Source organism: Pseudomonas sp. JC1203, assembly GCF_056175065.1.
Genome location: NZ_JBWCAM010000027.1, coordinates 56,492 through 80,160, shown reverse-complemented (window position 1 = coordinate 80,160; position 23,669 = coordinate 56,492). Strand labels below are relative to the sequence as shown.

The window sequence follows — 23,669 nt, the reverse complement described above, 5'->3', positions numbered from 1 at the left end:
AGCTGGACCAGCGTCAGGACCGGCGAGCGGCTGTTCGGCGACTACTACGGCGCCTGGGGCCTGATCCGCCTGCTGGAGCAGGCCAGGGTGACGCCGCTGGACGACAGTGACACACGTTTTCGCATCGTGCTGACCGCGCCGGACCAGATCCCGTTGACCTGGCACCTGCGCACGGAACTGGGCGCGGGGCCGTTGGCGTTGTTGAAGCTGCGGGGCTTTAGTTTGCCGTCGCGGATTTTCCTGGCGGACACCGATCGGCCAGCCGCAGCAGGGGAGGGCTGAGAATTACATCGTTGCGCGTCGGCGATAGCAAAACTGTAACAATTACTTGTTAGGATCCAAGCCCCTTTTTTCAGCGGAACAATGGACTGATGCGTCGTGTGGTGTTCAATCAAAAAGGTGGCGTTGGCAAGTCGAGCATCGCCTGCAATCTCGCTGCGGTAAGCGCCGCCGAGGGCTACAAGACGCTGCTGGTGGACCTGGACCCCCAGGCCAACTCCACGCATTACCTGACCGGTTGCGTGGGCGAGGCGATTCCCATGGGTATCGCCGATTTCTTCAAGCACACGCTGTACCCAGGTGGTTCGGGCAAGAAATACAAGGTGGCGATCACGCCGACCCGCTATGACAACCTCGACGTGGTCACCGCCTCGCCAGAGCTGGCCGACCTGCAGGCCAAGCTGGAATCCAAGTTCAAGATCAACAAGCTGCGCAAGCTGTTGGTGGACTTGTCCGAGGATTACGAGCGCATCTACATCGACACGCCCCCGGCGTTGAATTTCTACACCTACAGCGCGCTGATCGCGGCGCAGCGGGTGTTGATCCCGTTCGACTGCGACCTGTTCTCGCGCCAGGCACTGTACAGCGTGGTGGCCCAGGTGGCCGAGCTGCGCGCCGACCACAACGAGACGCTGGTGGTGGAAGGCGTGGTGGTGAACCAGTTCGAAAGCCGTACCAGCCTGCACCAGATGCTGGTGGATGAGCTGATCGAGGAAGGGCTGCCGATGCTGCCGGTGTACCTGAGCAGCACGGTGAAGATGCGCGAGTCCCACGAGGCTGGCGTACCGATGATTCACCTGGCGCCCCGGCACAAGCTGGCGGTGCAGTTCCAGGAGCTGCTGGCGACCCTGGAACGCGCCGCCTGACATCAGGGCGACGACGTCACCGACGCAGCGGCCAGCCGTCGATGCGCTTGCTGCGCGGGGTGGCGTAGGTGCGTACCTTGGAAGTGCTCAGCCCCAGCCGCACCAGCGATTCGGCCAACGCAACCGCGGCGGTCACGCCGTCCACCACCGGCACGCCGGTGGCTTCGCGAATCAACTCATCGAGTCCGGCCATGCCGCCGCAACCTAAACAGATGACCTCGGCCTTGTCGTCGCGCACGGCCTGTTCGGCCTGGGCGACGATGGCGGCCACGGCGCGGGCCGGGTCCTCTTCCAGCTCCAGCACCGCCAGGCCGCTGGCGCGCACCGAAGCGCAGCGCTGGTACAGGCCGGCCAGGCGCAGGCGGTCCTGAATCAGCGGCACGGTGCGGTCCAGGGTGGTGACCACCGAGTAGGCATGGCCCAGCAGCATGGCCAGGCTGGCGGCAGCTTCGGTAATGTCCACCACTGGCACGTCCAGCAGCTCCTGCAGGCCTTCGCGGCCGTGCTCGCCGTAGCCGGCCTGGATGACCGCATCGAACGGCTGGTCATAGCGCATCACCGCGTCCATCACGCCGATGGCGGCCATGTAGCTTTCAAAATTGCCCTCTACCGACTCGGCACCGAAACGCGGCGTCAGGCCGACGATCTCGGTGCCCGGCGCCGCCACGCTGCGCGCCTGTTCGGCGATGGTGGCGGTGATGGAATCGGTGGTGTTGACGTTGACGACCAGAATACGCATGGATGACCTCATTGGCAGGAATCAGTGGCTGGCGTTGTCGACGGCGATGCACTCGCCGCTGACGTCGGCGAACGTCTGGTGACGGTCGCTGATCAGCAGGTAGACGGCCGCGGCGATGGCAGCGCCAAACAGCCAGGAAAACGCCGACACCGCCGCGAACGCCGGCACCAGCGCGAGCACGATGGCGATGATCGCGGCCGGCAGCACCGCGGCCACGGCGCGCGGGTTGATGCCGCGGCGGTAGTGGTAGGCACCGTCGCTGGCTTCGGTGTACAGCTGCGGCACGTTGACCCTGGCGCCGCGCAGCAGCCAATAATCGGCGCTGATAATGCCGTACAGCGGGCCCAGCAAGGCGCCCAGCCCGGCCAGGAAGTATTGGATCACTACCGGGCTGTTGTACAGGTTCCATGGCAGGATCAGCACCGCCACGGTGGCGCTGATCATGCCGGCGCGGCGGAACGTCAGCAGGCGTGGCGCCAGGTTGCTGAGCACGAAGGCCGGGGCGACGAAGTTGGCCATGATGTTCACCGCCACGGTGACGATCAGCAGCGCCAGGCAACCCAGCACCAGGAACGCGGTGTGGGGGATGGCCTGGATGATCTGGGTGGGGTTCTCGATGGTCTGGCCGTCGATGGAGAATTGCGCGCCGCAGAGCAGCACCGTCACCACGGCGAAGGCGAGGATGTTCACCGGCAGGCCCCAGAAGTTGCCCACGCGAATGCAGCGCCGCGACGGCGCCGAGCGGGCGAAGTCGCAGAAATTGAGAATCAGCGTGCCGTAGATCGCCAGCCACAACGCGCCGCCGGCAAAAATGCCGCGCCACATGGCAGCGCCCTGCAGCGGCTCGCGGACCGCCCAGCTGATGTGGCCGCCTACGCGGCTATACATCCATACCGCCAGCGCGGCCATGGTCAGCAGAATCACCGGCCCGGCGAACGCCTCGTAACGGCGCACCATTTCCATGCCATAGGCGAGGATCACCAGTTGCACCAGCCAGATGCTGATGAAACAGCCCCAGCCCAGGCTCGACAGCCCCAGCAGCAGGTTGTGGTCATAGGCGGCCAGGCCTGGCGCCAGCGCCGTGGCCAGCACCTTGAGCACCACCGAGGCGAGGTAGGTCTGGATGCCGAACCAGGCAATGGCGATGACCGCGCGCACCAACGCCGGCAGCTGCGCGCCATGAATACCGAAGCTGATGCGGCTGATGACCGGGAACGGCACGCCGGTCTTCTGCCCCATGTAGCCGGACAGGTTCATGAAGCCATACACCAGCGCGGCACCGATCAGCAGCGACAGCAAAATCTGCCAGCCACCCAGGCCCATCGCGTACAAGCCCATAGCGAAGGAGTAGTTGGCGATGTTGTGCACGTCGTTCGCCCACAGCGAGAAAATGCTGTAGCCACCCCAGCGCCGGCCTTCCTGGCGGGTAGGTGCAAGGTCGCGGTTGTGCAGGCGCGGGCTGAGCGCCGGCACCTCGTGGTCACGCAGGTGAGCAGGGGCTAGATCGGGTAGGGAGGACTCGGCAGGGCTATTCAACTGCATCGGTAGGGCTCCACGTTATTGTATTTATGTATACAAGTTTGTGGTTCTGGTAAGCCAGTTTTGTGCCAGTTGTGTGAACTGTTTTTTCAGAGTGTTCGACGACAGCTGTTCAATGGGTTGATTTGCAAGGAAACACAGGGGGTTGGCAGGAATAAAGTGGAGGAAAATGACGACCAAATGGTCAAGAATAAATTGTATACAATCGTGTTACCCATGGTGACAGGCTGGCTGTCCACAACCGCTACGCCCCTGATCAGGGCGGCGCTTCCCCATTTTGGGGCGATTGGTAACCGGGGTACATGCAACGACTAAACCTTCCCGGCACCGTGTAGTCAGTCTTTCTATAGGCCCACCCGCGGGCCCTGCAGGAGGTCAACCATGGCTCGAGCCATCTGGAAAGGCGCTATCAGCTTCGGCCTGGTGCACATCCCCGTGGCGCTGACCACGGCCGTGTCCAGCGAGCGCATCGATTTCGACTGGCTGGACAAGCGCAGCATGGACCCGGTGGGCTACAAGCGCATCAACAAGGTCACCGGCAAGGACATCGACAAGGACAACATCGTCAAGGGCGTGGAATACGAGAAAGGCCGCTACGTGGTGATCAGCGAAGAAGAGATCCGCAAGGCGCGCCCGGAAGCCACCCAGACCATTGATATCTTCTCGTTCGTGACCGCCGGCGAAATCCCCCTGCAGGCTTTCGAGACCCCCTACTACCTGGCCCCGGACAAGCGCGGCGGCAAGGTCTACGCGCTGCTGCGCCAGACGTTGGACAGCACCGGCAAGGTGGCTTTGGCGCGGGTGGTGCTGCACACCCAGCAGCACCTGGCGCTGATTCGCCCCCTGGAGGACGCGCTGGTGATGATTACCCTGCGCTGGCCCAATCAAGTGCGCGGGCTGGAGGGGTTGGAGCTGGACAGCAGCGTCACCGATGCGAAGATCGACAAGCGCGAGCTGCAGATGGCCAAGCGCCTGGTGGATGACATGAGCGGCAGCTGGACGCCCGAGGAATACCAGGACGATTTCAAGCAGACCATCATGGACCTGGTGGAAGAAAAGGCCAGCAAAGGCAAGATCGCCACGGTAACCTCGGTGGACGAACAGGGCGAGCAGAAAGGTGCCGACATCATCGATCTGACCGATTTGCTCAAGCGCAGCCTGGCCGGAAGAAAACCGGCGCCGAAGCGAGCCAGCAAAAAAGCCTCTTGACACCCCCACCCCCGTAGCAGCTGCCGCAGGCTGCGTCCGGCACCACCCCGAGTCGCGGGGGGACGCAGCCTGCGGCAGCTGCTACGGGGGTGGTGTCCGGCATCACAACGGGTGGCGTTCGGCATCACGTCGGGTCTGGGGGTAGCTCGCCCGGGGTCGTCTGCAGGTTTTTGTCCAGTTTCAGCAACGCCAACAACCGCCGCGCATCGTAGGGCGCGCGCACCTTGATGTCGTTGTCGAAGTAGCAGAACACCTCCCGGGCACTGGCCTTGGCCGGCGATTCGTGCGCGTCGATCAGCTCGGCATCCCCCGGCTGCGCACCGCGCTTCCAGGCCTGGATACGCTTGCGCCATTGTTCAAGCGCGGCGTCGGAATAACCGCTGGCGTAGAGCTTCTTGTCACCGTGCAATCGCATGTAGATGAAGTCGCTGGTGACGTCCTGCACCCGCGGCCATTTGCGTGCGGCATCTGCCACCACCAGCGCCACGTCGTGCTTGCGCAGCAGGGCGACGAAGGCAGGGTCGACGAAGCTTTCGTGGCGAATTTCCATGGCGTGGCGCAGGCGTTGTCGGGGGCTGCCGTCCAGGTAGCCCGGGCGCTGCAAGCGTTCGGCGCAGTGCCGGGCCTGGTCCAGCAACTGCTTGCCGGTGCGCGGCAACTGCGCCATGAAGGCGTCGAACAGCCCGGCGTCGAAACGCAGGTTGGGCGGGAACTGCCACAGCATCGGCCCCAGCCGGTCGCCCAGCGACAACGGCCCCGATGCGAAGAAATTGGCCAGGGCCTCGTCGATGTCGTGCAGGCGTCTGGTGTGGGTGATGTAGCGCGGGCCCTTGACGCTGAACAGGAAGCCTTCCGGTGTCTGCGCGGCCCATTCGGCGAAGCGCTCCGGGCGTTGCAGGGCGTAGAAGGTGCCGTTGATTTCAATGCTGCTGACCGCTCGCGAGGCGAAGTGCAACTCGTCCTTCTGCTTCAGGCCTTCGGGATAGAAGTCGCCACGCCAGGGCGTGTAGCGCCAGCCGGAAATGCCAATGTGCACCGCCGCCTTGGCCATCAGTGCACACCCAGGCGCTTGCGCAAGGCCGCGGTGATCGACTGTTTGGTGCTGGCGTAGTCGGCCCACGGGTCGTCGAGGTCGGCCAGGCGCTCGGCCAGGTTGAACAGGGTCCACTGGTTCGCGCCCTTGAGCTCGGTGAGTTCGTCGCGGCGGATAGGCACCGACACCGGTAGGCCTTCCCGGGCGCGCACCGAGTAGGCGCAGGCAGTGGTGGCGCCACGGGTATTGCGCAAATAATCGATGAAGATCCGCCCCACGCGGTTCTTCGGCCCCGACACGGCGGTGAGGCGGTCGGGCAACAGGTCGGCCAGGTGCTTGACGATGGCGTGGCTGAACTCCTTCACCTCATCCCAGCCAGCACGACGGGTCAGCGGCACGACAATGTGCATGCCCTTGCCGCCACTGGTCTTGAGGAAGGCGGTCAGGCCCAGTTCGTCCAGCAGCGTCAAGGTCAGCTGGGTAGCCTCCAGCATGCTTTTCCACGGCAGCGCCGGGTCCGGGTCAAGGTCGAGGATGAAGCGGTCGGGCTTGTCGTAGTTGGCGCGGGTGGTGTTCCAGGTGTGCAGCTCCAGGGTGTTCATCTGCACCGCGCCCAGCAGCGCGTCGGCGCGGTTGATGATGATCACCGACTGCCCGGCGGCCTCGTCGCTGACCAGGCCGGGGATGTCCAGGTGCCCGGCGTTCTTCTGGAAGAACAGCTCGCCGGCCAGGCCTTCCGGGGCGCGTACCAGGGCCACGGGGCGGTCCTTGAGGTGCGGCTCGATCCACGGCGCCACCTGCGCGTAATACTCGGCCAGGTCGCGCTTGGTGGCGCCGCTGCTGGCGTCGATAATCCGGTCGGGGTGGGTCAGGCGCAGGGTGTCGCGGCTGGCGGCGGTGCTGGTTTTAACCTTGGCGGCTTTCACGGGTTTCTCCTCGGCAATGGCCTTGGCCGGCTTGTCGTCGCGCAGGCCGTGGAACACCGAGTGGCGCACCACGCCGTCGCGGGTCATCTGCGCATAGGCCACCTCGGCCAGCAGCTGCGGCTTGAGCCAGTGCACGTCACGGGCCTGGGCGCCCGTGGGGGCGTTGCTGACCTGGGGTTTGCCGGTGGCCAGCGGCTTCAGGCGCTGCAGGATGTTGTCCAGCGTGGCGGCGTTGAAGCCGGTGCCGACCTTGCCGGCGTAGCGCAACTCGCCACTGTCGGCGTCATGCAGGCCCAGCAGCAGCGCGCCAAAACCGCTGCGGCTGCCCTTTGGGTCGGTGTAGCCGACGATCACGAATTCCTGGCGCTGCTTGCACTTGAGCTTGATCCAGTCGCTGCTGCGCTTGCCGCTGTACAGGCTGTCCAGGCGTTTGCCGATCAGGCCTTCCATGTCCATCTGGCAGGCACTGGCCAGCAGCGACTCGACCGGCTGGTCGAAATCGCTGGAATAGCGCAGTTGCGGCGCCTGGTTGGGTTCCAGCACTGCGGCCAGGGCGGCGCGGCGTTCCTGCAGCGGGCAGTGGCGCAGGTCGCGGCCGTTGAGGTAGGGCACGTCGAACAGGTAATAGACGATGGCCTCGTCGCTGCCGTCGTCGAAGGCGTTCTGCAGGGCCTGGAAGTCGGACACACCCTCGGCGTTGGCCACCACCATCTCGCCGTCCAGCCACGCCGATTGCAGGCCCAGGGCGGCCAGGGCCTTGGCCTGGCTGGGCATCTTCGCGGTCCAGTCCTTGCCGTTGCGCGTGAACAGCGTGACCTTGGCGCCGTCGATGCGCGCCATCACCCGGTAGCCGTCGAACTTGATCTCGTACAGCCAGTCGCCGGCGGGCGGTGACTCGATCAGCGTCGCCAGTTGCGGGGTGAGGGTGGCGGGCAGCGCGGCTTTGGGCGCGTTGCTCAGCGCAGCCTTGGGTTTTTTTGCCGGCTTGGCTGGCTTCTTGGCCGATTTGGGAATCAGCGTGCGGTCGCTGAGCACGCTGTCGGGGGCGGCCTGGACGATATCGAATTCGGCTTCCGGGCGGGCTTCGGCGTCCGCCGACTTGATCAGCAGCCACTGCTCCTTCTTGCCCGCCAGGTGGGTGCGAAACAGGTTCCAGATGCCCGACAGCTTCTCGCCTTGCAGGCGGAAGCGCAGCTTGCCCTTTTCATAGCTTTGCTGCGGGTCGCCTTCGGGAATCCACACGCCACGGTCCCAGACAATCACGTCGCCGGCGCCGTAATGCCCTTCGGGGATGTGCCCCTCGAAACTGGCGTAGTCCAGCGGGTGGTCTTCCACGTGCACCGCCAGGCGCCGCACTTTTGGGTCCAGTGACGGGCCCTTGGGCAGCGCCCAGCTTTTCAGGGTGCCGTCCAGTTCCAGGCGGAAGTCGTAGTGCAGGTGGCTGGCGTCGTGCTTCTGGATGCAGAACTGCAGGGCATGGCCCTTGCCGCGCCGGGTGGCCTTGCCGCTGGGCTCGGGGGTGGCGTCGAAGTTGCGTTTTTGCTGGTACTGTTCGAGCGGTCTGGCGGCCATGGCAGGGGCTCCGGGACGTGCGGGTGTCTACAAGGTGGGAGGCGGCAGGTGAGGGAGAGTTCAACGGGTGTGACGAGGTGAACGTTCTGCTGCCAAGGCGACTCGAAACATCAGCGTTGGCCCCGACGCGACACAGTTCCGTAGCAGCGGCCAAAGGCCGCGTCCGGCCGCAACGCAAATCCTGGGAGAGCCGCCCCATGAAAGCCCTGAAAATCGCCACCTTCAACATAAACGGCCTGCGCGCGCGGTTGCCCAACCTGCTGCACTGGCTGGAACGCGAACGCCCGGACATTGCCTGCCTGCAGGAACTGAAAGCCGCCGACGCACAATTCCCCGCCGCCGACTTCGAAGCCATCGGCTACGGCTGCCTGCACCACGGCCAGCCGTCGTGGAACGGCGTGGCCATCCTGGCCCGCGACGCCGAGCCGCTGGAGTCGCGCCGTGGCCTGCCGGGGGATGACAGCGACAGCCAGAGCCGCTACCTGGAAGCGGCGGTGCATGGGGTGCTGGTGGGCTGCCTGTACCTGCCCAATGGCAACCCGCAGCCGGGGCCGAAGTTTGCGTACAAACTGGCCTGGTTCGAACGGCTGATTGCCCATGCCGCGCAGTTGCAAGGCAGCGAACACCCGGTGGTGCTTGCCGGGGATTACAACGTGGTGCCCACCGATTTCGACATCTACAACCCCAAGTCGTGGCTCAAGGACGCCTTGCTGCAGCCCGAGAGCCGCGCCTGCTTCGAAAGGCTGTTGGCCCAGGGCTGGACCGACGCGCTGCGGCACCTGTACCCGGAGGAGAGGGTGTACACCTTCTGGGATTATTTCCGCCAGCACTGGCCGCGCAATTGCGGGTTGCGCATTGATCACCTGCTGTTGAACCCGGCAATGGCGCCTTATTTGAAGAATGCCGGGGTGGATGCCTGGGTGCGCAACGAAGAGCACGCCAGCGACCATGCGCCGACGTGGATCGAGTTGGGCACCCGCAAGCGGCGTTGAGGCTGGACGCGGCCGGCGGCCGCTGCTACAGGGCCAGCGTCGTACCCCGCCCCGTAGCAGCTGCCGCAGGCTGCGTCAGGCGCTCAACCTAACCCCCGGAATCGCCTCCAGCAACTCCCGGGTATAAGCCTGCGCCGGCCGGTGCAACACCTGGCTCGCCGGCCCTTGCTCCACCACCAGCCCCTGGCGCAACACCACCACCTCATGGGCCAGGCTCTGCACCACCGCCAGGTCGTGGGACACCAGCACGTAGGCCACGCCCAGCTCGGCCTGCAAGGTGCGCAGCAGGTCGAGGATCTGCGCCTGCACCGACACGTCCAGCGCCGACACCGGCTCGTCCAGCAGCAACAGGTCGGGCTTCAACGCCAGCGCCCGGGCAATCGCCACGCGCTGGCGCTGGCCGCCGGACAGCTCGCGCGGCAGGCGGTCGAGGAAGCTGGCAGGCAGTTGCACCTGCTCCATCAGTTGCCGCGCCGCCTGGTGCAGCGCCGCCTTGTCGCGCACGCCGAAGGACAATAACGGCTCCACCACGCTCTCGTAGATCGTGAACCGTGGGTTCAGCGAGGCGAATGGGTTCTGTTGCACCAACTGCATGCGCTGGCGCAACGGCCGGAACTGCTGCCAAGTCAGGCCGGTCACGTCCTGGCCGGCGAAACGCACCTTGCCTTCGCTGGGTGGTTCCAGGCCCAGGGCGATGCGCAGGCTGGTGCTTTTACCCGAGCCCGACTCGCCGACGATGGCCAGGGTCTGCCCCGGGTATAAGTCCAGGCTCAGGCCCTTAAGCGCCTGGAACGGCTGGCCCTGCCCGCTGGCCTGGTACTGCTTGCCTACACTGTGCAGGCTCAGCAGCGGCTGGGCCGTGCGCGCCGGCAAGGGCAGGGGTTGCTTGCCGTGCCCGAACGCGGGGGCGGCCGCCAGCAGGTCGCGGGTGTAGGGTTGGGTGGGTGCCGACAGCACCTCGCGAGCCACGCCCTGTTCCACCAACTCGCCGTCCTTCATCACCAGCACCCGGTCGGCGCGGTCGGCGGCCACGCCCAGGTCGTGGGTGATGATGATCAGCGAGATGCCGCGCGCCTGCACCAGTTGCTCCAGGTGGTCGAGGATGCGCCGCTGCACGGTCACGTCCAGGGCGCTGGTGGGCTCGTCGGCGATGATCACCCGTGGGTTGCCGGCCAGGGCGATGGCGATCAGCACGCGCTGGCGCATGCCGCCGGACAGCTCGTGGGGGTACTGGCGGGCGCGCAGCTCAGGGTTGTCCAGGCCCACTTGGCCCAGCAACTCCAGCACGTCGGCGTCCAGCGCCGGGTAACGGCGGCCGCCGTGGGCGAGGATCAGGCTTTCGCCAATCTGCTTGCCGATGCTCAGCGTTGGGTTGAGGCTGACCATCGGGTCTTGCGGCACCAGGCCGATAAAGCGCCCGCGCAACTGCCGGCGGCTGCGTTCGCTGGCGTGGCTGATGTCGTTGCCGCCCACTTGCAGGCTGCCGCTGCTGACCTTGGCGCCGGCCGGCAGCAAACCCAGCAGGGCGCTGGCGAGGGTGGTCTTGCCCGAGCCGGACTCGCCGACAATGGCCAGGGTCTCGCCCGGCTGCAGGCTGAAGGACAGCCCGCGAACCGCTTCCTTCACCCGGCCGCCGTTGTGGTAACTGACGCTGAGGTTGTGTACGTCGATCAGGGCGCTCATCGTTGGCTTTCCTCAAAGGTACGGGCGATATGGTTGAGGCTGAACACCACCAGCACCACCACCAGGCCTGGCAGCAGCGACACCCAGGGTGCGGTCATCAGGAACTGGCGGCCGTTGGCGATCAGCGTGCCCCATTCCGCCGCCGGTGGCTGGGCGCCAAAGCCGAGGAAACTGAGGCCGGCGGTGGCGAGGATGGCGGCGCCGAAGTCCAGGGTGGCGAGCACCGCCACGGGCCCCCAGGCGTTGGGCAGCACGTGGCGCAGCAGGGTGCGGGTCCAGCTGGCGCCGCCCAGGCGTGCGGCTTCCACGTACGGCAGGGTCTTGACCCGCAGCACTTCGGCGCGCGTGGTGCGGGCGAAGCCTGGGATGATGCCCACGCCCACGGCGATGGCCACCGGCAGGGTGCCGAAGCCGATGGCGGTGACGATCGCCAGCGCCAGCAACAGCCCGGGCAAGGCCAGCATCACGTCGATCAGGCGCATGATCACCGCATCGCTGCGGCCGCCAATGAAGCCGGCGACAATGCCCAGGCCCAACCCGCACACCAGCGCCAGGCTCACCGCCAGCACCGCCGCCAGCACCGACAGGCGCGCGCCGTACAGCAGGCGCGTGTACAGGTCACGGCCCAGTTCGTCGGTGCCCAGCCAGTGGCCGGCGCCCGGCGGCAATAGCTTGGCTGCCGGTGCCGTGGCGTACGGGTCGATGCTGCTGAACAGCCAGGGCGCGGCGGCGCTGAGCAGGGTAAACAGCACCAGAAGCGCGGCCAGCACGAAGCCGGGGCGGCGCAGCAGCGGCAGCGCCACGTCGAGGCTGCGGCGCAGGCGGCCGCGTGGCTGCCAGTGGTCGGGGGCGGTCAGGGCCAGGGCGATGGCGCGTTCGAGGGCGGTCATGGTTCAGGTCACCTTGGGCGAATGGCTGATACGCGGGTCGAGAATCGGGTACAGCAGGTCAACCAACAGGTTCACCACCACGAAGGCGGCGGCCGACACCGTCACCACCGCCAGCACCACGGGGATGTCCTGGCGCAGCACGGCGTCCTGTACCAGCCGGCCGACGCCGTTGCGGGCGAAGATGGTTTCCACCAGTACCGCGCCACTGACGGTGTTGCCTACCTGCAGGCCGATCAGCGTCAGCAGCGGCAGCGCGGCATTGCGAAAGCCGTGGCGGGCCTGCACCTGGCCACGGCTCAGGCCCTTGGCCCAGGCGGTGAGGATGTACGGCTCGCGCCACACGTCGAGGAAGCCGCGTTGCAGCACCTGGGCGTACACCGCGGCGCTGGGGATGGCCAGGGTCACGGCCGGCAGCACCAGGCTTTCCACGCCGTCGCTGCCGGTGGAGGGGAACCAGCCCAGGCTGAAGGCGAACACCTGGATCAGCAGCAGCCCCATCCAGAACACCGGTACCGAGAAGCCCAGCGCCGGCAGCCGCGCCAACGCGGTCTTCAGCGGTTGCCAGCGCACGTAGGCGGTCAGGTAGCCCAGGCCGATGCCGCCCAGCAGCGACAGGGCGATGGCGCTGCCGGCCAGCGCCAGGGTCTGCGGCAGGCGCTCGGCCAGCACGGCGGTCACCGGCCGGTTCAGGGTCAGCGACTGGCCCAGGTCACCGTGCAGCACGCCCCACAGCAGGTGCAGGTAGCGCTCCACCAGGCCCTGGTCCAGGCCGTAATAGGCACGGGCCTTGGCCAGTTGCGCCGGCGACAGCGAGTCCACTTCCATGCCCGAGGCGCTGAGCATGATCGACAGCGGGTCGCCGGGCAGCAAATAGAGGATGAAGTAGCTGATGGTGTAGGCGCCCCACAGCACCAGCAGCGCCTGGCCGATGCGCCCGGCGATGTAGCGGTGGGTGTTCATGGCGTCACCTCGATGTCATTGAGGAAGGCGAAGCCTTCGGCGCTCCAGCGGAAGTTGTGCACCCGTGGCGCGGTGGCGGCCTGCCAGACCCGCTCGAACACTGGAATGGCCGAGCCCTGGTCAATCAGCAGGTCCTGCAGTTGGCCGTAGGCCTGGGCGCGCTGGTCGCTGGCGGTGGCGGTCAGGCCCTGGTCGAACAGGCGCTGGGCCTGGGGCAGCACTGCCGGCGGGTAGACGTTGGTGGCCAGGGTCGAGGCGTTGGCGGTGCGCGGGTCGAGGATGGTCTGCAGCACGATCGGGTCGGCGCGGGTCATGTACGAGAACGTCAGGTCGTAGTTGCCCGAGGCGTTAGTGTTGAACCACTCGGCGGTGGTCTGCACCTTGAGCTTCAGCTCGATGCCGGCCTTGCGCAGCTGGTCCTGGATCAGCACGTCGCCGGCGGTTTCCTTGGCCGGGATGTTGTAGACCAGGCTCAGGCGCTTGCCGTCCTTGGTGCGGTAGCCGTCGGCGCCCAGCGTCCAGCCGGCTTTGTCCAGCAGGTGCGCGGCGCCTTGCGGGTCGTAGGCCAGCTTGTCGCCCTGGCTGCGGAAATACGGCGTGGTCACGTCGTACACGCCGTCCACCACCGGGAACTGCGGGCTGTAGACGGTGCTGGCGTAGCTCTTGCGGTCGATGGCCTTCTGCACGGCCAGGCGCACGTCAGCGTCGCCCAGGATGCGCCCGCCGCGGGTGTTGGGGTACAGGTTCCACGCCGGGCCCGGCAGTGAGCGGCTCTGGATAGTGGCCTGCATGCTTTCGAACAGCTTCAGGTCGACATCCGAGAACGGGTTGCGCGGCCACAGGATGTCGACCTTGCCCTGCACGAACTGGCCGTTGCGCACACTTTCCTCGGGGATGTAGCTGACGTCGATGGCCGCCAGGTGCGACTCGCCCTTGTTCTGCACGTTGGCCGAGGCCCAGGCGTAGCCCTTGCGGCGCTCCAGGCGCAGGCCGGTCTCGGGGGTGTAGTGCTGCAGCACGAACGGCCCGGTGCCGATGATCGCGCCCAGCGAGCGCTCCTTGGCGGTCTTGCGGTACGACTCGGGCGCCAGGATGGCCAGGTTGGTGGTGGAGGTGGCCTGCAGGAAGCCGGCGTTGGGCGTGCTCAGCACCAGCTTGATGGTCTGCGGGTCGATGATTTCGGCGTGGTCGTAGCCGGTCAGGTAGGTGGCGCCGAACACGCTGGGCAGCTCGGCGGCGAACGCCTTGTCGCTGTCGAAGGCATTTTTCACCGCCTGGGCGTCGAAGGCCTCGCCATTGCTGAAGGTCACGCCCTTGCGCAGGTGGAACGTGTATTCGCGGGCGTCGGCGCTGACGTCCCAGCGTTCAGCGAGCCAGGGGATGATGGCGCCGGTGGTTGGGTCCTGGTCGGTCAGCGACTCGACCACGTTGCGCAGCACCACCCGGTGTTCCAGCCAATAGACCTGGAAGGGGTCGAGGCTGACCAGTTGCGTGTTGTCGCCGAAGAAGGCGATTTTCAGGGTGCTGGCGGCCTGGGCGTCGGGGTGCGACGGGCCGCAGCCGGCCAGGCCCAGGGCCAGGAGGATGGCCGCGCTGGCCAGGGTTCGTTGCAGCTTCATGGGGCGGTACCTCGTCAGCAGGGCAGGGCCGCAGCGCCGGGGGGCGATGCAGCCGCAGTGGGGTCAGAAGTCGTAGGCGAGCTTGGTGTACCAGGAGCCGCCGCCGGGGTAGAACGGCGGGTTGCCGTAGGGCGCCAGGCCCAGGCTGCTGTACACGGCGTTCTTGTCGGGGCGCACGTCGAAGATGTTGCTGCCACCCAGGCTCAGGGTCAGGTGGTCGAAGAAGGTGTAGCTCACGTCAAGGTCGGTGATCCATTTGGCACCGAAGCTGCGGTCGCCGCTTTCGTTCACCGCCAGCGTCGACACCGAGCCGTAGCGGGTGGTGCTGAGGTTGGTGTTCCAGTTGCCCACCTTCCAGTTGGCGCCCAGTATCCATTTGGTCTTGGGCAGCGCCTCGGTGAGGTCGCCCTCGCGGTTGCGGCCCACCAGGGTCACGCCGGCCGCGGCCAGGGAGGCGGGGGTGTCCTTGGCGTCCATGATGGTGGTCTTGTTGTAGTTGAACGCCGCGCTCCAGCGTACGTCGCCGTACTGGCCGAACGGCGTGGTGTGGTCGGCCACCACGTCGAGGCCGCGGGTGCGGGTGTCGAAAGCGTTGGTGTAATAGTCCACCCAGGTACCGCTGGTCACGCCCTGGGAGGCGAGGATGCTGTTGACCACGCCGTCGCCGTGGTCGTAGATGGCGCTGGTGAGGGCGATGCGGTTCTGGATGTCGACCACGTAGGCGTCGGCGGTGACGCTGGTGCGCGGCGCCGGTTGCCAAGTGATGCCCAGGCCCACGTTCTGGAATTTTTCGGGTTTCAGGTCGCTGCCGCCCAACGCCTTGGCCAGGCTGCTGCCGGCCGGGGTGAGGCGGGTGGTGGCGGGCACCACGTTGCCGTTGACGTCAGTGTTCACGCGGCTGTCGGTGGTGGTGTAGCCCACCTGAGTCAGCGAAGGTGCGCGCACGCCGGTGCCAATCGTGCCGCGCACGGCCACGGTGTCGGTGAGCTTGTAGCGGCTGTTGAATTTCAGCCCCAGCTTGTTGCCCGAATAGTCGTCGTAGTGCTCCACCCGCGCGGCGATGTCGGCGTACCAGCGGCTGGTCAGGTCGAAGCCCAGGTCCAGGTAGCTGGCGTAGGTGTTGCGTATCAGGTCCACCTCATCCTGCGGGCGAATGATCACCGAAGCCTGGGCGCCGCTGGCGGCGTTGTAGGTGCCGGTCTCGTAGGAGTCGGCCGAGCCTGCGAAGGTGCTGAAGCGCTCCCACTTGTGCTCGATGCCGGTGGACACGGTCACCGGCACGCCCAGGTTGAACGGGTTGTCGAAGCGGCGGCTGAGGTCGAGGTTGTTCACCCACTGGTCGGAGCGGAAGGTGGCCAGGTTGCCGAAGCTGGTGGGCGAGTCGGTGCCCAGCGATGGGTTGAGGTTCAGTTCGCTGGAATACTTGAGGGTGTCGCGGCCGTAGCTGGTGCTCAGGTCATAGTTCCAACCGCCGACGTCGCCCTTGCCGCCGAACACGAACTGGTAGTCGATGTCGCGCAGGTTGTTCACCGGGTAGTAGCCGTCGGGGAAAATCTCCGGTACCGAGGCGGTGCCGTTGGGGAAGCGGTAGTAGTTCTGGATGACTGCCTTGCGTTCGCCGTAGGTGCCGAACGAGTACAGGGTCACATCGTTTACCGGCAGCTCGGCGTTGTAGCCGAGGTTGAAGGCCTTGAGTTCAGGGTCGCCGTTCTTGATCGCCACCCGGTCCCAGGCCGCCTGCTTGGCTGGGTCGTTGTAGGCGATGACGCTGCTGTCGGCCTTGCCGTCCCACTGCGCGTAGTCGCGCTTGCGGGCGTCGGCCGACAGGTGCAGGAAGCCGCCGTCGCCCAGCTTGAAACCCTCGTCGGCGGCGATCTTCTTTGTCGCGCCCTGGCCGGAGAACAGCTCGCCGTAGCTGCTTTCGATATGCCCGCCCGAGTCCTGGGACTTGAGGATGATGTTCACCACCCCGGCCACCGCGTCGGCGCCGTAGCGTGCTGCGGCCGCGTCCTTCAGCACTTCGATGTGGTCGATGGAGCTGATGGGGATCATGTCGATGTCGACAACGTTTGCGCCGCTGTTGTCGGTGGAGCCGTTCTGAATGGCGGCGCCCAGGTGGCGGCGCTTGCCGTTGACCAGCACCAGGGTGTACTCGGGGCCCATGCCGCGGTTGCTCAGCGGGCGGGTGGTGGAGTTGAAGCCGGCGATGTTGGTGCCGAAGGTGAACGAGGGCAACAGCTTGGCGATGGCCTCGGACAACTCTGCGCGGCCGGTCTTTACCAGGGCATCGTTGCTGATGATGTCGATGGGCGCCGAACTGTCCACCACGGTGCGCTGCTGCGCGCGGGCAGCCTCTGGCGCGGCGGTTACCGTGACGGTCTGCAGTTGCGCGTCAGCGCTGGCGGCACGGGCCAGGGGCGCGGCGGCCAGCAGCACCGACACCGTCAGGGTCGAGAGCGGGAAGGTGCGGGCGGGCTTGGGGAAATATGAAGGCAGCATAGCGGGCGATGTCCATTAAAGCTGGCACTGGCCCGTGGTATGGGTACAGGTTCCATTCCTGAATTCGATGGTGTGGGACGGCGTCTGTGTCGTCTTGGGTTGATAGTATTTTTATAATAAACGCAACGGAAATTCTATTTGGGTATATGGATATTATTCGTTTGATGTATGACTGGCATTTTACGTTATTAATATTTGTAATGTTCTGACCGGGTGGGCAGGTTTTCCCAGAATCGCCTCCCGGGCCACCGCGCTGCCAGGACGCGGCCATGCGGCCGCTGCTACGACACATCCAGCTACAGCTTCTGTAGTCCCCAACGTAGGACATTTCTGATTTGCTCGGGTAAGGTCCTCAGCGTCTTGTGGTGCCTGATGGGCGCGCATACCCTGCTGCCGTCGCTGAAGGACAGCGATCGGGTTTGGTAGCCCGTTCATCAGGCGTACAGCACCGCGCGACATGGCGGCTGTACGCAGGGCACATTCGTGTGCGCCGGAAGCCTGGTGACCGGTCTACCAACCTGCTTACAGCCGCCACCCATCGTTTGGTAGCGATGCGGCGGTCCATGTTTCACCCAGGACGCTGCCATGACATTTGAATCAGACACACCTTCGCAACTTCGCGCAACCGCCAGCACCGCCTTCGGCGATCTTGACTCGCATGCCTTGCCTTTCTACACCGTGCGGGCGGGTATTCCCATGGACGATGTCCTTGTGCAGATATCCCATCTGCTGAAGTGTGCGACTGCCTCTGCGGAGGAATTAGGGGATTACGGCATCGAGCGCAGCGGTTTGCTGTGGGCCACGTTGCATTCGGTCGAATCAGCCAAAGCACTGGCTGATGCTCTCATCGGTGGTAGCGCGGCGGCCAATCAGCCCCGGTTAATAACCACGCCGTGAACGCGTAGCCGCTGCCGACAGGCTGCGCTGGCCCCGGAGTACACGGAGATTTTTCAGCGAAAGTACGGGCAGGCGCAGCCTTCGGCAGCGGCTACAGGCGAACCTGCTGCAAGGCGCACCGCATCGCCCGTGGACGCCGCCTGCGGCAGCTGCTACGGGGTTGACGTGTAGCAGCGGCCGCCAGGCCGCGTCCGGCCCCGACGCGGTTCAGGTGGCGTGCGCCATTACCTCTACACACCGCTACAAAGTCGAAATACTCCCACGCCTCCCGCAGGCGCATAGTCTTCCCGTGAAGGACCCACATACCCCCACGCGGGAGGCACCATGAAAGGATTGGCTGCTGCACTCGGATTGCTGTTGAGCGTGACCGTCCTGCCCGGGCAGGCGGCGACTTATTCCAACGGCACGGCGACCGCCACCTTCCTGGTGTCGCTGACCATCACCGCCAGTTGCACGGTGTCGGCCAATGCCTTGGCCTTCGGCAGCAGCGGCCTGCTCAGCACGGCCGTCACCGGCAGCACCACGCTGTCGGTCACCTGCAGCAACAGCACGCCGTACAACATCGGCCTCAACGCCGGCGGCGTCACCAGTTCCACCACCACCACGCGGCTGATGGCCGGCACCACCACCGGCAACACCACCAGCACGGTGTCGTTCAAGCTGATGCAGGACTCGGCCCTGAGCACCAACTGGGGCAACACCCAGGGCACCGACACGGTGGCCGGCACCGGTACCGGCAGCGCCCAGAGCCTGACCGTGTATGGCCAGGTGCCGACCCAGACCACCCCCACCCCCGACACCTACAATTCGACGGTCACGGCCACGGTCTATTTTTGACGGGCGGAGTACTTGAGCATGGAATGCTTGCACAGGATGCTGTGCGGCCCGCTGTTGGCCGCGTGCCTGATCACCCAGGCCCAGGGGGCGACGCTGCAGGTGGCGCCGGTAAAGATTGATTTCGTGCCCGGCCAGAACGCCGCCGGGCTGTCGTTGCACAACCCCGGCGACGTACCGGTATACGGCCAGGTGCGGGTGTTCCGCTGGGACCAGGACGCCAACGGCGACGTGCTCAGCCCCAGCCCCGAGGTGGTGGCCAGCCCGCCGATCATTCAGCTGGCCGGGCGCGGCGAGCAGCTTATCCGCCTGGTGCGCGTGCAGCCGGGCAACCCCGGGGTGGAGCAGAGCTACCGCCTGCTGATTGACGAAATTCCCCCGCCGGGCACCGACAAGCCGGTGGGCGTGGCCATTCGCATGCGCTACTCGGTGCCGGTGTTCGTCGCCCCGGCCAGCGCCGCCACGCCCCAGCTGACCTGGCAGGTGCTGCGCCAGGACGGCCAGTGGCTGCTGCGCCTGGACAACCGCGGCCAGCGCCACACGCAGGTGGGCGCGCTGACCCTGCAGGACGCCACCGGCAAGACCCTGCAGGTGAGCAAGGGCCTGCTCGGCTATGCCCTGGCCGGCCACGCGCGGCAGTGGCCGTTGCCCCACGACGGCGGCGCGCGGCTGGCCGGCCCGCTGCTGATCAAGGTCAACCTTGACGGCCACCCCAGCACCTTCAAGGTGACGGGCGAGGGTTGAGGCGGGCGCATTTGAGTGAGTCGACATGAAGTCCGCGCACGCTGTCGTTGGCCTCCGGTTGCCCTGGTGCTGTGCATGATCGGCCGCAGTGTGGCGGCGGCGGACCTGTACCTGGAGGTCGAGCTCAATGGCCAGCCCACCCAGACCGTGGCACATTTTCGCGAGGAGGGCGGCCACCTGAGTACCGACGGCCAGTCCCTTGACGACCTGGGCCTGGACCTCAAGGCCCTGGGCGTCAGCGCCAATCAGCAGGTGCGGCTCGACGACCTGCCCGGCGTGACCTGGCGCTACGACACCAGCCAGCAGCGCGTGGACCTGCGCCTGGGCGACAGCCTGCGCAAGCCCCGGCACCTCAACCGCGGCGCCGCTGGCCGGGTTGCGCCCAGCCCTGCAGGCCGCGGCCTGGTGCTGAACTACGACGCCTACGCCTCGCGCGATGACACCGGCAACCGCCTGGCGCTGTGGAGCGAGGAGCGCTATTTCGATCCCCATGGCGTGTACAGCAACACCGGCACCGCCTATTCCTACCAGACCAGCACGCAGCAGCACTATGTGCGCTACGACACCGCCTGGAGTCATGCCGACCCCGACACGCTGAGCACCTGGCAGCTGGGCGACACCATCAGCGGCTCGCTGGACTGGACCCGCTCGGTGCGCCTGGGTGGCGCCCAGTACAAGAGCGACTTCGCCCTGCGCCCGGACCTGGTGACCTTTCCGCTGCCGGCGTACAGCGGCTCGGCCGTGGTGCCCTCGGCGGTCAGCCTGTACGTCAATGGCATCCAGCAGTACAGCGGCGCGGTCAGCAGCGGCCCGTACATCATCGACCAACTGGTGCCGGGCATCACCGGCGCTGGCGAAGCCACGGTGGTCAGCCGCGACGCGCTGGGGCGCTCGGTGACCACCTCGGTGCCGCTGTACGTGGACACCCGGCTGATGGCGGCGGGGCTGTCCGGCTACTCGCTGGAGCTGGGCTATTTGCGCCACAACTACAGCGTCGACTCCTTCGACTATTCGCCGCGCACCGCCAGCAGCGCCTCGGTGCGCTACGGCGTCAGTGACAACTTCACCGTCGAAGGCCACGGCGAGCTCATCCCCGGCGTTTACAACGCCGGCGGCGGGGCACTGTACCGGCTGGGCCAGTTGGGCGTGATCAATGGTTCGCTGGCCGCCAGCGCCGGCATGGCCGGTATGCAGTGGGGGCTGGGCTACCAGTACATCACCCCGCGCTTCAGCATCAACGCCCAGACCCTGCGCACCGCCGGCAACTACGGCGACCTGGCGGCCCGCGACGGCACGCCGGTGCCCAGCGTCAGCGACCGCCTGACCCTGTCGTTTCCGGTGGCCAGCAACCAGAGCCTGTCGCTCAGCTACCTGGGCTACAAGGTGCCGGGCAGCGGTGCGTCGCATATCGTCAGCGTTGGCCACTCCGTGAGCCTGTCCCATCGCCTGTCGGTGACGCTGAACCTGTATCAGGACGTGCAGGACCCGGCCTCGCGCGGTGCCTTCGTCAGCCTCAGCTACTCGCTGGGCGAGCGTACTTCGGTCAGCAGCAGCGTCAGCCTGCAGAACAAGCAGGCCGGCTACGCCGTCAGCGCCGCCCAGGCCCCGGACTACGGCGGCGGTTGGGGCTGGGGCGCGCAAACCAGCGGCACCGGCGGCAGCACCGGCAGCCACTACCAACTGGCGCAGGTGCAGTACCTGGGCAACAACGCCCAGGTCACCGCCAGTGCCCAGCAGGTGGCCGGCGACACCCTGTGGGCGGTGGACACCACTGGCGCCATGGTGTGGATGGACGGCACGGTGGAGACCGCGCGGCGCATTGGCGACGGCTTTGCCCTGGTGTCCACCGACGGCGTGGCCGGCGTGCCGGTGATGCACGAGAACCGCGAGATCGGCACCACCGACAGCAGCGGCCATTTCCTGGTGCCGGACCTTGACGCCTACCGCAGCAACCAGGTGGCCATCGACAGCCTCGGCCTGCCGGCCAACGTGCACGTAGCCAGCAGCGACCAGGCGGTGGTGCCGCAGTCGCGCTCGGGCGTGGTGGTGCATTTCGGCTTGAAGCCCTACCAGGCCGCATCGTTGATTCTGCAGGACGAGCAAGGCGTGCTGCTGCCGCCGGGCCTGCGCGTCACGCATGTGGAAAGCGGCGCCAGCACGGTAATGGGCTACGACGGGCTGACCTTCGTCGATGGCCTGGTAGCGCTCAACCATTTGCGCGTGGAGGGCGATGGCGTGCATTGCCAGGTGACGTTCCCCTTTATACCCCCCGCCAGCAACACGCTGCCCACCCTGGGGCCGCTGCGTTGCCTGGCAACCCCCGAGGGCCGCCCATGAAGTCATTGTTGTTGAGCCTGATGCTATTGGCGTTGGGCCTGGGCCTGAGCAGCCAGGCCCAGGCCAGCAGTTGCACCGCCACCAGTTCTGCCGTCGCCTTCGGCAGCATCAGCCCGATCGCCAACACCGCCACCAGCGCGTCCGGGTCTATCACTGTGACCTGCACCTGGGATGCCGCAGCGCTGTTTCGCAACGTGCTGGTGTGCGCCAACCTCGGCACCGGCGATGGTTCAACCAGCGCCGCGCCACGCAGCATGGCCAACGGCAGCAACCTGCTGAGCTACAACCTGTACACCGACTCGGCGTATTCGACCATCTGGGGTGACACCACCGGCACCAGCGCCACCACGCCCTTGTCCATCACCCTGAGCAGTGCGCTGTCGCTGTTATCGTCGACCACCGCCTCCAGCACGGTGGCGATCTATGGCCGGGTGCCCGCGGGGCAGGCCACGGTGCCGACCGTGAGTAACAGCAGTACCGTCTACACCGAAAGTTTTTCCGGCACCTACACGCGGCTGGACTATCAGTTCTACCAGTTGATCACGCCCACCTGCGCGAGCATGACGGCGCAGACCGTGCGGTTCCCGTTCGTGGTCAATGCGACGGTGATCAACAACTGCAACATCACCACCACGCCCCTGAACTTCGGCAGCAACACGTTGCTCAGCGCCGCCGTCACGTCCACCGCCACCATCAGCGTGCAGTGCACCAACGGCGACGCCTACGAGGTGGCCCTGGACGGCGGCACCACCGCCAGCAACGTCAGCGCCCGGCAGATGGTGGGCGCCAGTGGCGGGGCCAAGGTCAGCTACCAACTGTACCTGGACAGCGCGCTCGCAACCCCATGGGGCGACGGCACCGCCAGCACCAGCATGGCCACCGGCACCGGCAGTGGCGTCGCCCAGAGCCTGACGGTGTATGGCCGCGTGCCGGTGCAGGCGGTGCCGGTGCCCGACAGCTACAGCGACACGGTCAAGGCGACGGTGTATTTCTAGCCAGCGTGGGGCTGGTGTCCTGCCGGCGCAGGCAGCCGTCGGCAAGCCACGGGCAATCGCGCTGCCAGGCAAAGCGCGCGGTGGCAGTGGCCTGGTCGTTGTAGAACACCAGGTCCAGGTGGCTGGCGCTGAGGTCCAGTTTGACGAAGCCGGCTTCGGCGGCGGCGAAGGCGTGCGGTGTATCGATGTGCAGCGGCGCTGACAGGCGCTGGCCGCCACCGCCGGAAATCACCCAGGCCGGCTCGCCCGGCCGCAGGATCAACTGGTGGCTGTGATCGTGCCCGGACAAATACAGGTCTACGTGCTGGCGTAAGAGCGAGGGCAGCAGCGCGGCAGCCAGTTGCTGATCCTGCGCATGGCTGACTACGTCGCGTACCGGGTGGTGGGCGGTGACCATCCGCCAGATGGGCGCGGGGCCCGGTTGCTCGAATGCCTGCTCCAGCGCCTGCACCTGGCCTTCCAGGTCATCGGCACTGCCGGCGCTGTCCAGGAATACCACGCGCAGCAGCGGCCGGCCGTTTACCTGGCCGAAGTCGCGGGTATAGGTGGTGGCAGGCATCTGCCAGCGCCCGGAGCCTGAATGGCGGCGGGCGTACTCCAGTTCCACCTGTTGTGAACCCAGGTAGTCATGGTTGCCCAGCACGGTATAGAAGGGCACATGGCTCAACCACTGGCCGTGGTAGACCTTTTCGAACTTGGTCTGCCAGTTGACGTCGTTGACGCCGGTGAGCACTTCGCCGTAGAAGTTGTCGCCCAGCAGGGCCACCAGGTCCAGGCGGCCATCGCGCTCGGCCACGGTTTCCATGGCCCGGCCCACGGTCCACTGCTGCAGGCTGCCGCTGCCCTGGTCGCCCAGGGCAATCATCGACAGATGGGCAGGGTCCAGGCCGGTGATGGGCGTATAGGGCGCCATGGGGTAGTAGAACACCCAACCGGCGCCCGCGAGGGCGCAGGCAAGACCGCCCGGCACTATCAACAGCAGCCAGGTACCGAGCCTGCGCCAGGGGCGTCGACGCCGTGAAACAGCTCGGTTCATAGGCATGCCCCTGTGGGGTT

General features: G+C 66.4%; 19 protein-coding genes. 9 read left to right on the top strand and 10 right to left on the bottom strand.

Annotated features, from left to right (window positions below):
• Nucleotides 1-282: type VI secretion IcmF C-terminal domain-containing protein (locus AC0SZ7_RS29315; RefSeq protein ID WP_475507668.1), on the top strand; the 282-nt coding region annotated here is incomplete at its 5' end.
• Between the two features lie 89 nt (nucleotides 283-371).
• Nucleotides 372-1,145, top strand: coding sequence for a ParA family protein (locus AC0SZ7_RS29310; RefSeq protein ID WP_475507667.1), 774 nt, complete (start codon nucleotides 372-374; stop codon nucleotides 1,143-1,145).
• Between the two features lie 16 nt (nucleotides 1,146-1,161).
• On the opposite strand, the gene AC0SZ7_RS29305 is transcribed toward AC0SZ7_RS29310, so the two are convergent.
• Both AC0SZ7_RS29305 and AC0SZ7_RS29300 read right to left on the bottom strand, forming a co-directional pair.
• Nucleotides 1,162-1,884, bottom strand: a complete 723-nt coding sequence (locus tag AC0SZ7_RS29305) for an aspartate/glutamate racemase family protein (protein ID WP_475507666.1) — start codon at nucleotides 1,882-1,884, stop codon at nucleotides 1,162-1,164.
• A gap of 21 nt (nucleotides 1,885-1,905) precedes the next feature.
• Nucleotides 1,906-3,426: an NCS1 family nucleobase:cation symporter-1 gene (locus AC0SZ7_RS29300; protein ID WP_475507665.1), complete on the bottom strand. Its 1,521-nt coding sequence runs from the start codon at nucleotides 3,424-3,426 to the stop codon at nucleotides 1,906-1,908.
• A gap of 378 nt (nucleotides 3,427-3,804) precedes the next feature.
• Here AC0SZ7_RS29300 and ku point away from each other — a divergent pair, with 378 nt between their 5' ends.
• Entirely contained in the window at nucleotides 3,805-4,632 is an 828-nt protein-coding gene (ku, locus tag AC0SZ7_RS29295; RefSeq protein WP_475507664.1) for a non-homologous end joining protein Ku, read from the top strand.
• Nucleotides 4,633-4,756: 124 nt separating this feature from the next.
• Here the strand turns inward: ku and AC0SZ7_RS29290 are convergent, their stop codons facing one another.
• Together AC0SZ7_RS29290 and ligD are read right to left on the bottom strand one after the other, a co-directional pair.
• Nucleotides 4,757-5,683, bottom strand: a complete 927-nt coding sequence (locus tag AC0SZ7_RS29290) for a DUF72 domain-containing protein (RefSeq protein ID WP_475507663.1) — start codon at nucleotides 5,681-5,683, stop codon at nucleotides 4,757-4,759.
• Nucleotides 5,683-8,163 (bottom strand): DNA ligase D, encoded by a 2,481-nt coding sequence (gene ligD / locus AC0SZ7_RS29285; protein WP_475507662.1) that lies wholly within the window; start codon nucleotides 8,161-8,163, stop codon nucleotides 5,683-5,685. Before ligD ends, AC0SZ7_RS29290 begins: the two co-directional genes overlap by 1 nt.
• Nucleotides 8,164-8,360: 197 nt before the next feature.
• Here ligD and xth point away from each other — a divergent pair, with 197 nt between their 5' ends.
• The gene (xth, locus tag AC0SZ7_RS29280) at nucleotides 8,361-9,155 is read left to right on the top strand and encodes an exodeoxyribonuclease III (RefSeq protein WP_475507661.1); all 795 of its coding nucleotides are present in this window, start codon (nucleotides 8,361-8,363) and stop codon (nucleotides 9,153-9,155) included.
• 75 nt (nucleotides 9,156-9,230) lie between these two features.
• Here the strand turns inward: xth and AC0SZ7_RS29275 are convergent, their stop codons facing one another.
• The 5 genes from AC0SZ7_RS29275 to AC0SZ7_RS29255 form a co-directional block, all read right to left on the bottom strand.
• Nucleotides 9,231-10,838 carry a dipeptide ABC transporter ATP-binding protein gene (locus AC0SZ7_RS29275; RefSeq protein ID WP_475507660.1) on the bottom strand — a complete coding sequence of 536 codons (1,608 nt, stop codon included), beginning with the start codon at nucleotides 10,836-10,838 and terminating at the stop codon, nucleotides 9,231-9,233.
• The gene (locus AC0SZ7_RS29270) at nucleotides 10,835-11,728 is read right to left on the bottom strand and encodes an ABC transporter permease (RefSeq protein ID WP_475507659.1); all 894 of its coding nucleotides are present in this window, start codon (nucleotides 11,726-11,728) and stop codon (nucleotides 10,835-10,837) included. The genes AC0SZ7_RS29275 and AC0SZ7_RS29270 overlap by 4 nt, the downstream gene beginning before the upstream one ends.
• 3 nt (nucleotides 11,729-11,731) lie before the next feature.
• Nucleotides 11,732-12,688, bottom strand: a complete 957-nt coding sequence (locus tag AC0SZ7_RS29265) for an ABC transporter permease (RefSeq protein WP_475507658.1) — start codon at nucleotides 12,686-12,688, stop codon at nucleotides 11,732-11,734.
• Entirely contained in the window at nucleotides 12,685-14,307 is a 1,623-nt protein-coding gene (locus tag AC0SZ7_RS29260; protein WP_475507657.1) for an ABC transporter substrate-binding protein, read from the bottom strand. Before AC0SZ7_RS29260 ends, AC0SZ7_RS29265 begins: the two co-directional genes overlap by 4 nt.
• Nucleotides 14,308-14,370: 63 nt before the next feature.
• On the bottom strand, nucleotides 14,371-16,806 hold the full coding sequence (locus tag AC0SZ7_RS29255; protein WP_475507656.1) for a TonB-dependent receptor plug domain-containing protein: 2,436 nt from the start codon (nucleotides 16,804-16,806) through the stop codon (nucleotides 14,371-14,373).
• Nucleotides 16,807-17,391: 585 nt separating this feature from the next.
• On the opposite strand from AC0SZ7_RS29255, the gene AC0SZ7_RS29250 reads away from it, so the two are divergent.
• The 5 genes from AC0SZ7_RS29250 to AC0SZ7_RS29230 all read left to right on the top strand — a co-directional run bounded on the left by AC0SZ7_RS29250 (nucleotide 17,392) and on the right by AC0SZ7_RS29230 (nucleotide 22,613).
• Nucleotides 17,392-17,703 carry a DUF3077 domain-containing protein gene (locus AC0SZ7_RS29250; RefSeq protein WP_475507655.1) on the top strand — a complete coding sequence of 104 codons (312 nt, stop codon included), beginning with the start codon at nucleotides 17,392-17,394 and terminating at the stop codon, nucleotides 17,701-17,703.
• Between the two features lie 324 nt (nucleotides 17,704-18,027).
• Complete coding sequence (locus AC0SZ7_RS29245) at nucleotides 18,028-18,540, top strand: Csu type fimbrial protein (RefSeq protein ID WP_475507654.1); 513 nt, start codon at nucleotides 18,028-18,030, stop codon at nucleotides 18,538-18,540.
• An 18-nt stretch (nucleotides 18,541-18,558) separates the two neighbouring features.
• Nucleotides 18,559-19,281, top strand: coding sequence for a fimbrial biogenesis chaperone (locus AC0SZ7_RS29240; protein ID WP_475507653.1), 723 nt, complete (start codon nucleotides 18,559-18,561; stop codon nucleotides 19,279-19,281).
• A 75-nt stretch (nucleotides 19,282-19,356) separates the two neighbouring features.
• Nucleotides 19,357-21,618: a fimbria/pilus outer membrane usher protein gene (locus AC0SZ7_RS29235; RefSeq protein WP_475507652.1), complete on the top strand. Its 2,262-nt coding sequence runs from the start codon at nucleotides 19,357-19,359 to the stop codon at nucleotides 21,616-21,618.
• Nucleotides 21,615-22,613, top strand: coding sequence for a Csu type fimbrial protein (locus AC0SZ7_RS29230; RefSeq protein ID WP_475507651.1), 999 nt, complete (start codon nucleotides 21,615-21,617; stop codon nucleotides 22,611-22,613). The genes AC0SZ7_RS29235 and AC0SZ7_RS29230 overlap by 4 nt, the downstream gene beginning before the upstream one ends.
• On the opposite strand, the gene AC0SZ7_RS29225 is transcribed toward AC0SZ7_RS29230, so the two are convergent.
• Nucleotides 22,591-23,649, bottom strand: a complete 1,059-nt coding sequence (locus AC0SZ7_RS29225; protein WP_475507650.1) for a metallophosphoesterase — start codon at nucleotides 23,647-23,649, stop codon at nucleotides 22,591-22,593. The two genes, AC0SZ7_RS29230 and AC0SZ7_RS29225, sit on opposite strands and share 23 nt — an antisense overlap.
• Between the last annotated feature and the right edge of the window lie 20 nt (nucleotides 23,650-23,669).

What these genes read in the sequence shown, in the direction of transcription:
- ligD (WP_475507662.1), bottom strand. Translation starts at nt 8,163, where the DNA reads ATGGCCGCCAGACCGCTCGAACAGTACCAGCAAAAACGCAACTTCGAC.
- AC0SZ7_RS29265 (WP_475507658.1), bottom strand. Translation starts at nt 12,688, where the DNA reads ATGAACACCCACCGCTACATCGCCGGGCGCATCGGCCAGGCGCTGCTG.
- AC0SZ7_RS29260 (WP_475507657.1), bottom strand. Translation starts at nt 14,307, where the DNA reads ATGAAGCTGCAACGAACCCTGGCCAGCGCGGCCATCCTCCTGGCCCTG.
- AC0SZ7_RS29255 (WP_475507656.1), bottom strand. Translation starts at nt 16,806, where the DNA reads ATGCTGCCTTCATATTTCCCCAAGCCCGCCCGCACCTTCCCGCTCTCG.
- AC0SZ7_RS29245 (WP_475507654.1), top strand. Translation starts at nt 18,028, where the DNA reads ATGAAAGGATTGGCTGCTGCACTCGGATTGCTGTTGAGCGTGACCGTC.
- xth (WP_475507661.1), top strand. Translation starts at nt 8,361, where the DNA reads ATGAAAGCCCTGAAAATCGCCACCTTCAACATAAACGGCCTGCGCGCG.
- AC0SZ7_RS29290 (WP_475507663.1), bottom strand. Translation starts at nt 5,683, where the DNA reads ATGGCCAAGGCGGCGGTGCACATTGGCATTTCCGGCTGGCGCTACACG.
- AC0SZ7_RS29300 (WP_475507665.1), bottom strand. Translation starts at nt 3,426, where the DNA reads ATGCAGTTGAATAGCCCTGCCGAGTCCTCCCTACCCGATCTAGCCCCT.
- AC0SZ7_RS29275 (WP_475507660.1), bottom strand. Translation starts at nt 10,838, where the DNA reads ATGAGCGCCCTGATCGACGTACACAACCTCAGCGTCAGTTACCACAAC.
- AC0SZ7_RS29240 (WP_475507653.1), top strand. Translation starts at nt 18,559, where the DNA reads ATGGAATGCTTGCACAGGATGCTGTGCGGCCCGCTGTTGGCCGCGTGC.
- ku (WP_475507664.1), top strand. Translation starts at nt 3,805, where the DNA reads ATGGCTCGAGCCATCTGGAAAGGCGCTATCAGCTTCGGCCTGGTGCAC.
- AC0SZ7_RS29235 (WP_475507652.1), top strand. Translation starts at nt 19,357, where the DNA reads ATGATCGGCCGCAGTGTGGCGGCGGCGGACCTGTACCTGGAGGTCGAG.
- AC0SZ7_RS29225 (WP_475507650.1), bottom strand. Translation starts at nt 23,649, where the DNA reads ATGAACCGAGCTGTTTCACGGCGTCGACGCCCCTGGCGCAGGCTCGGT.
- AC0SZ7_RS29310 (WP_475507667.1), top strand. Translation starts at nt 372, where the DNA reads ATGCGTCGTGTGGTGTTCAATCAAAAAGGTGGCGTTGGCAAGTCGAGC.
- AC0SZ7_RS29270 (WP_475507659.1), bottom strand. Translation starts at nt 11,728, where the DNA reads ATGACCGCCCTCGAACGCGCCATCGCCCTGGCCCTGACCGCCCCCGAC.
- AC0SZ7_RS29230 (WP_475507651.1), top strand. Translation starts at nt 21,615, where the DNA reads ATGAAGTCATTGTTGTTGAGCCTGATGCTATTGGCGTTGGGCCTGGGC.
- AC0SZ7_RS29305 (WP_475507666.1), bottom strand. Translation starts at nt 1,884, where the DNA reads ATGCGTATTCTGGTCGTCAACGTCAACACCACCGATTCCATCACCGCC.
- AC0SZ7_RS29250 (WP_475507655.1), top strand. Translation starts at nt 17,392, where the DNA reads ATGACATTTGAATCAGACACACCTTCGCAACTTCGCGCAACCGCCAGC.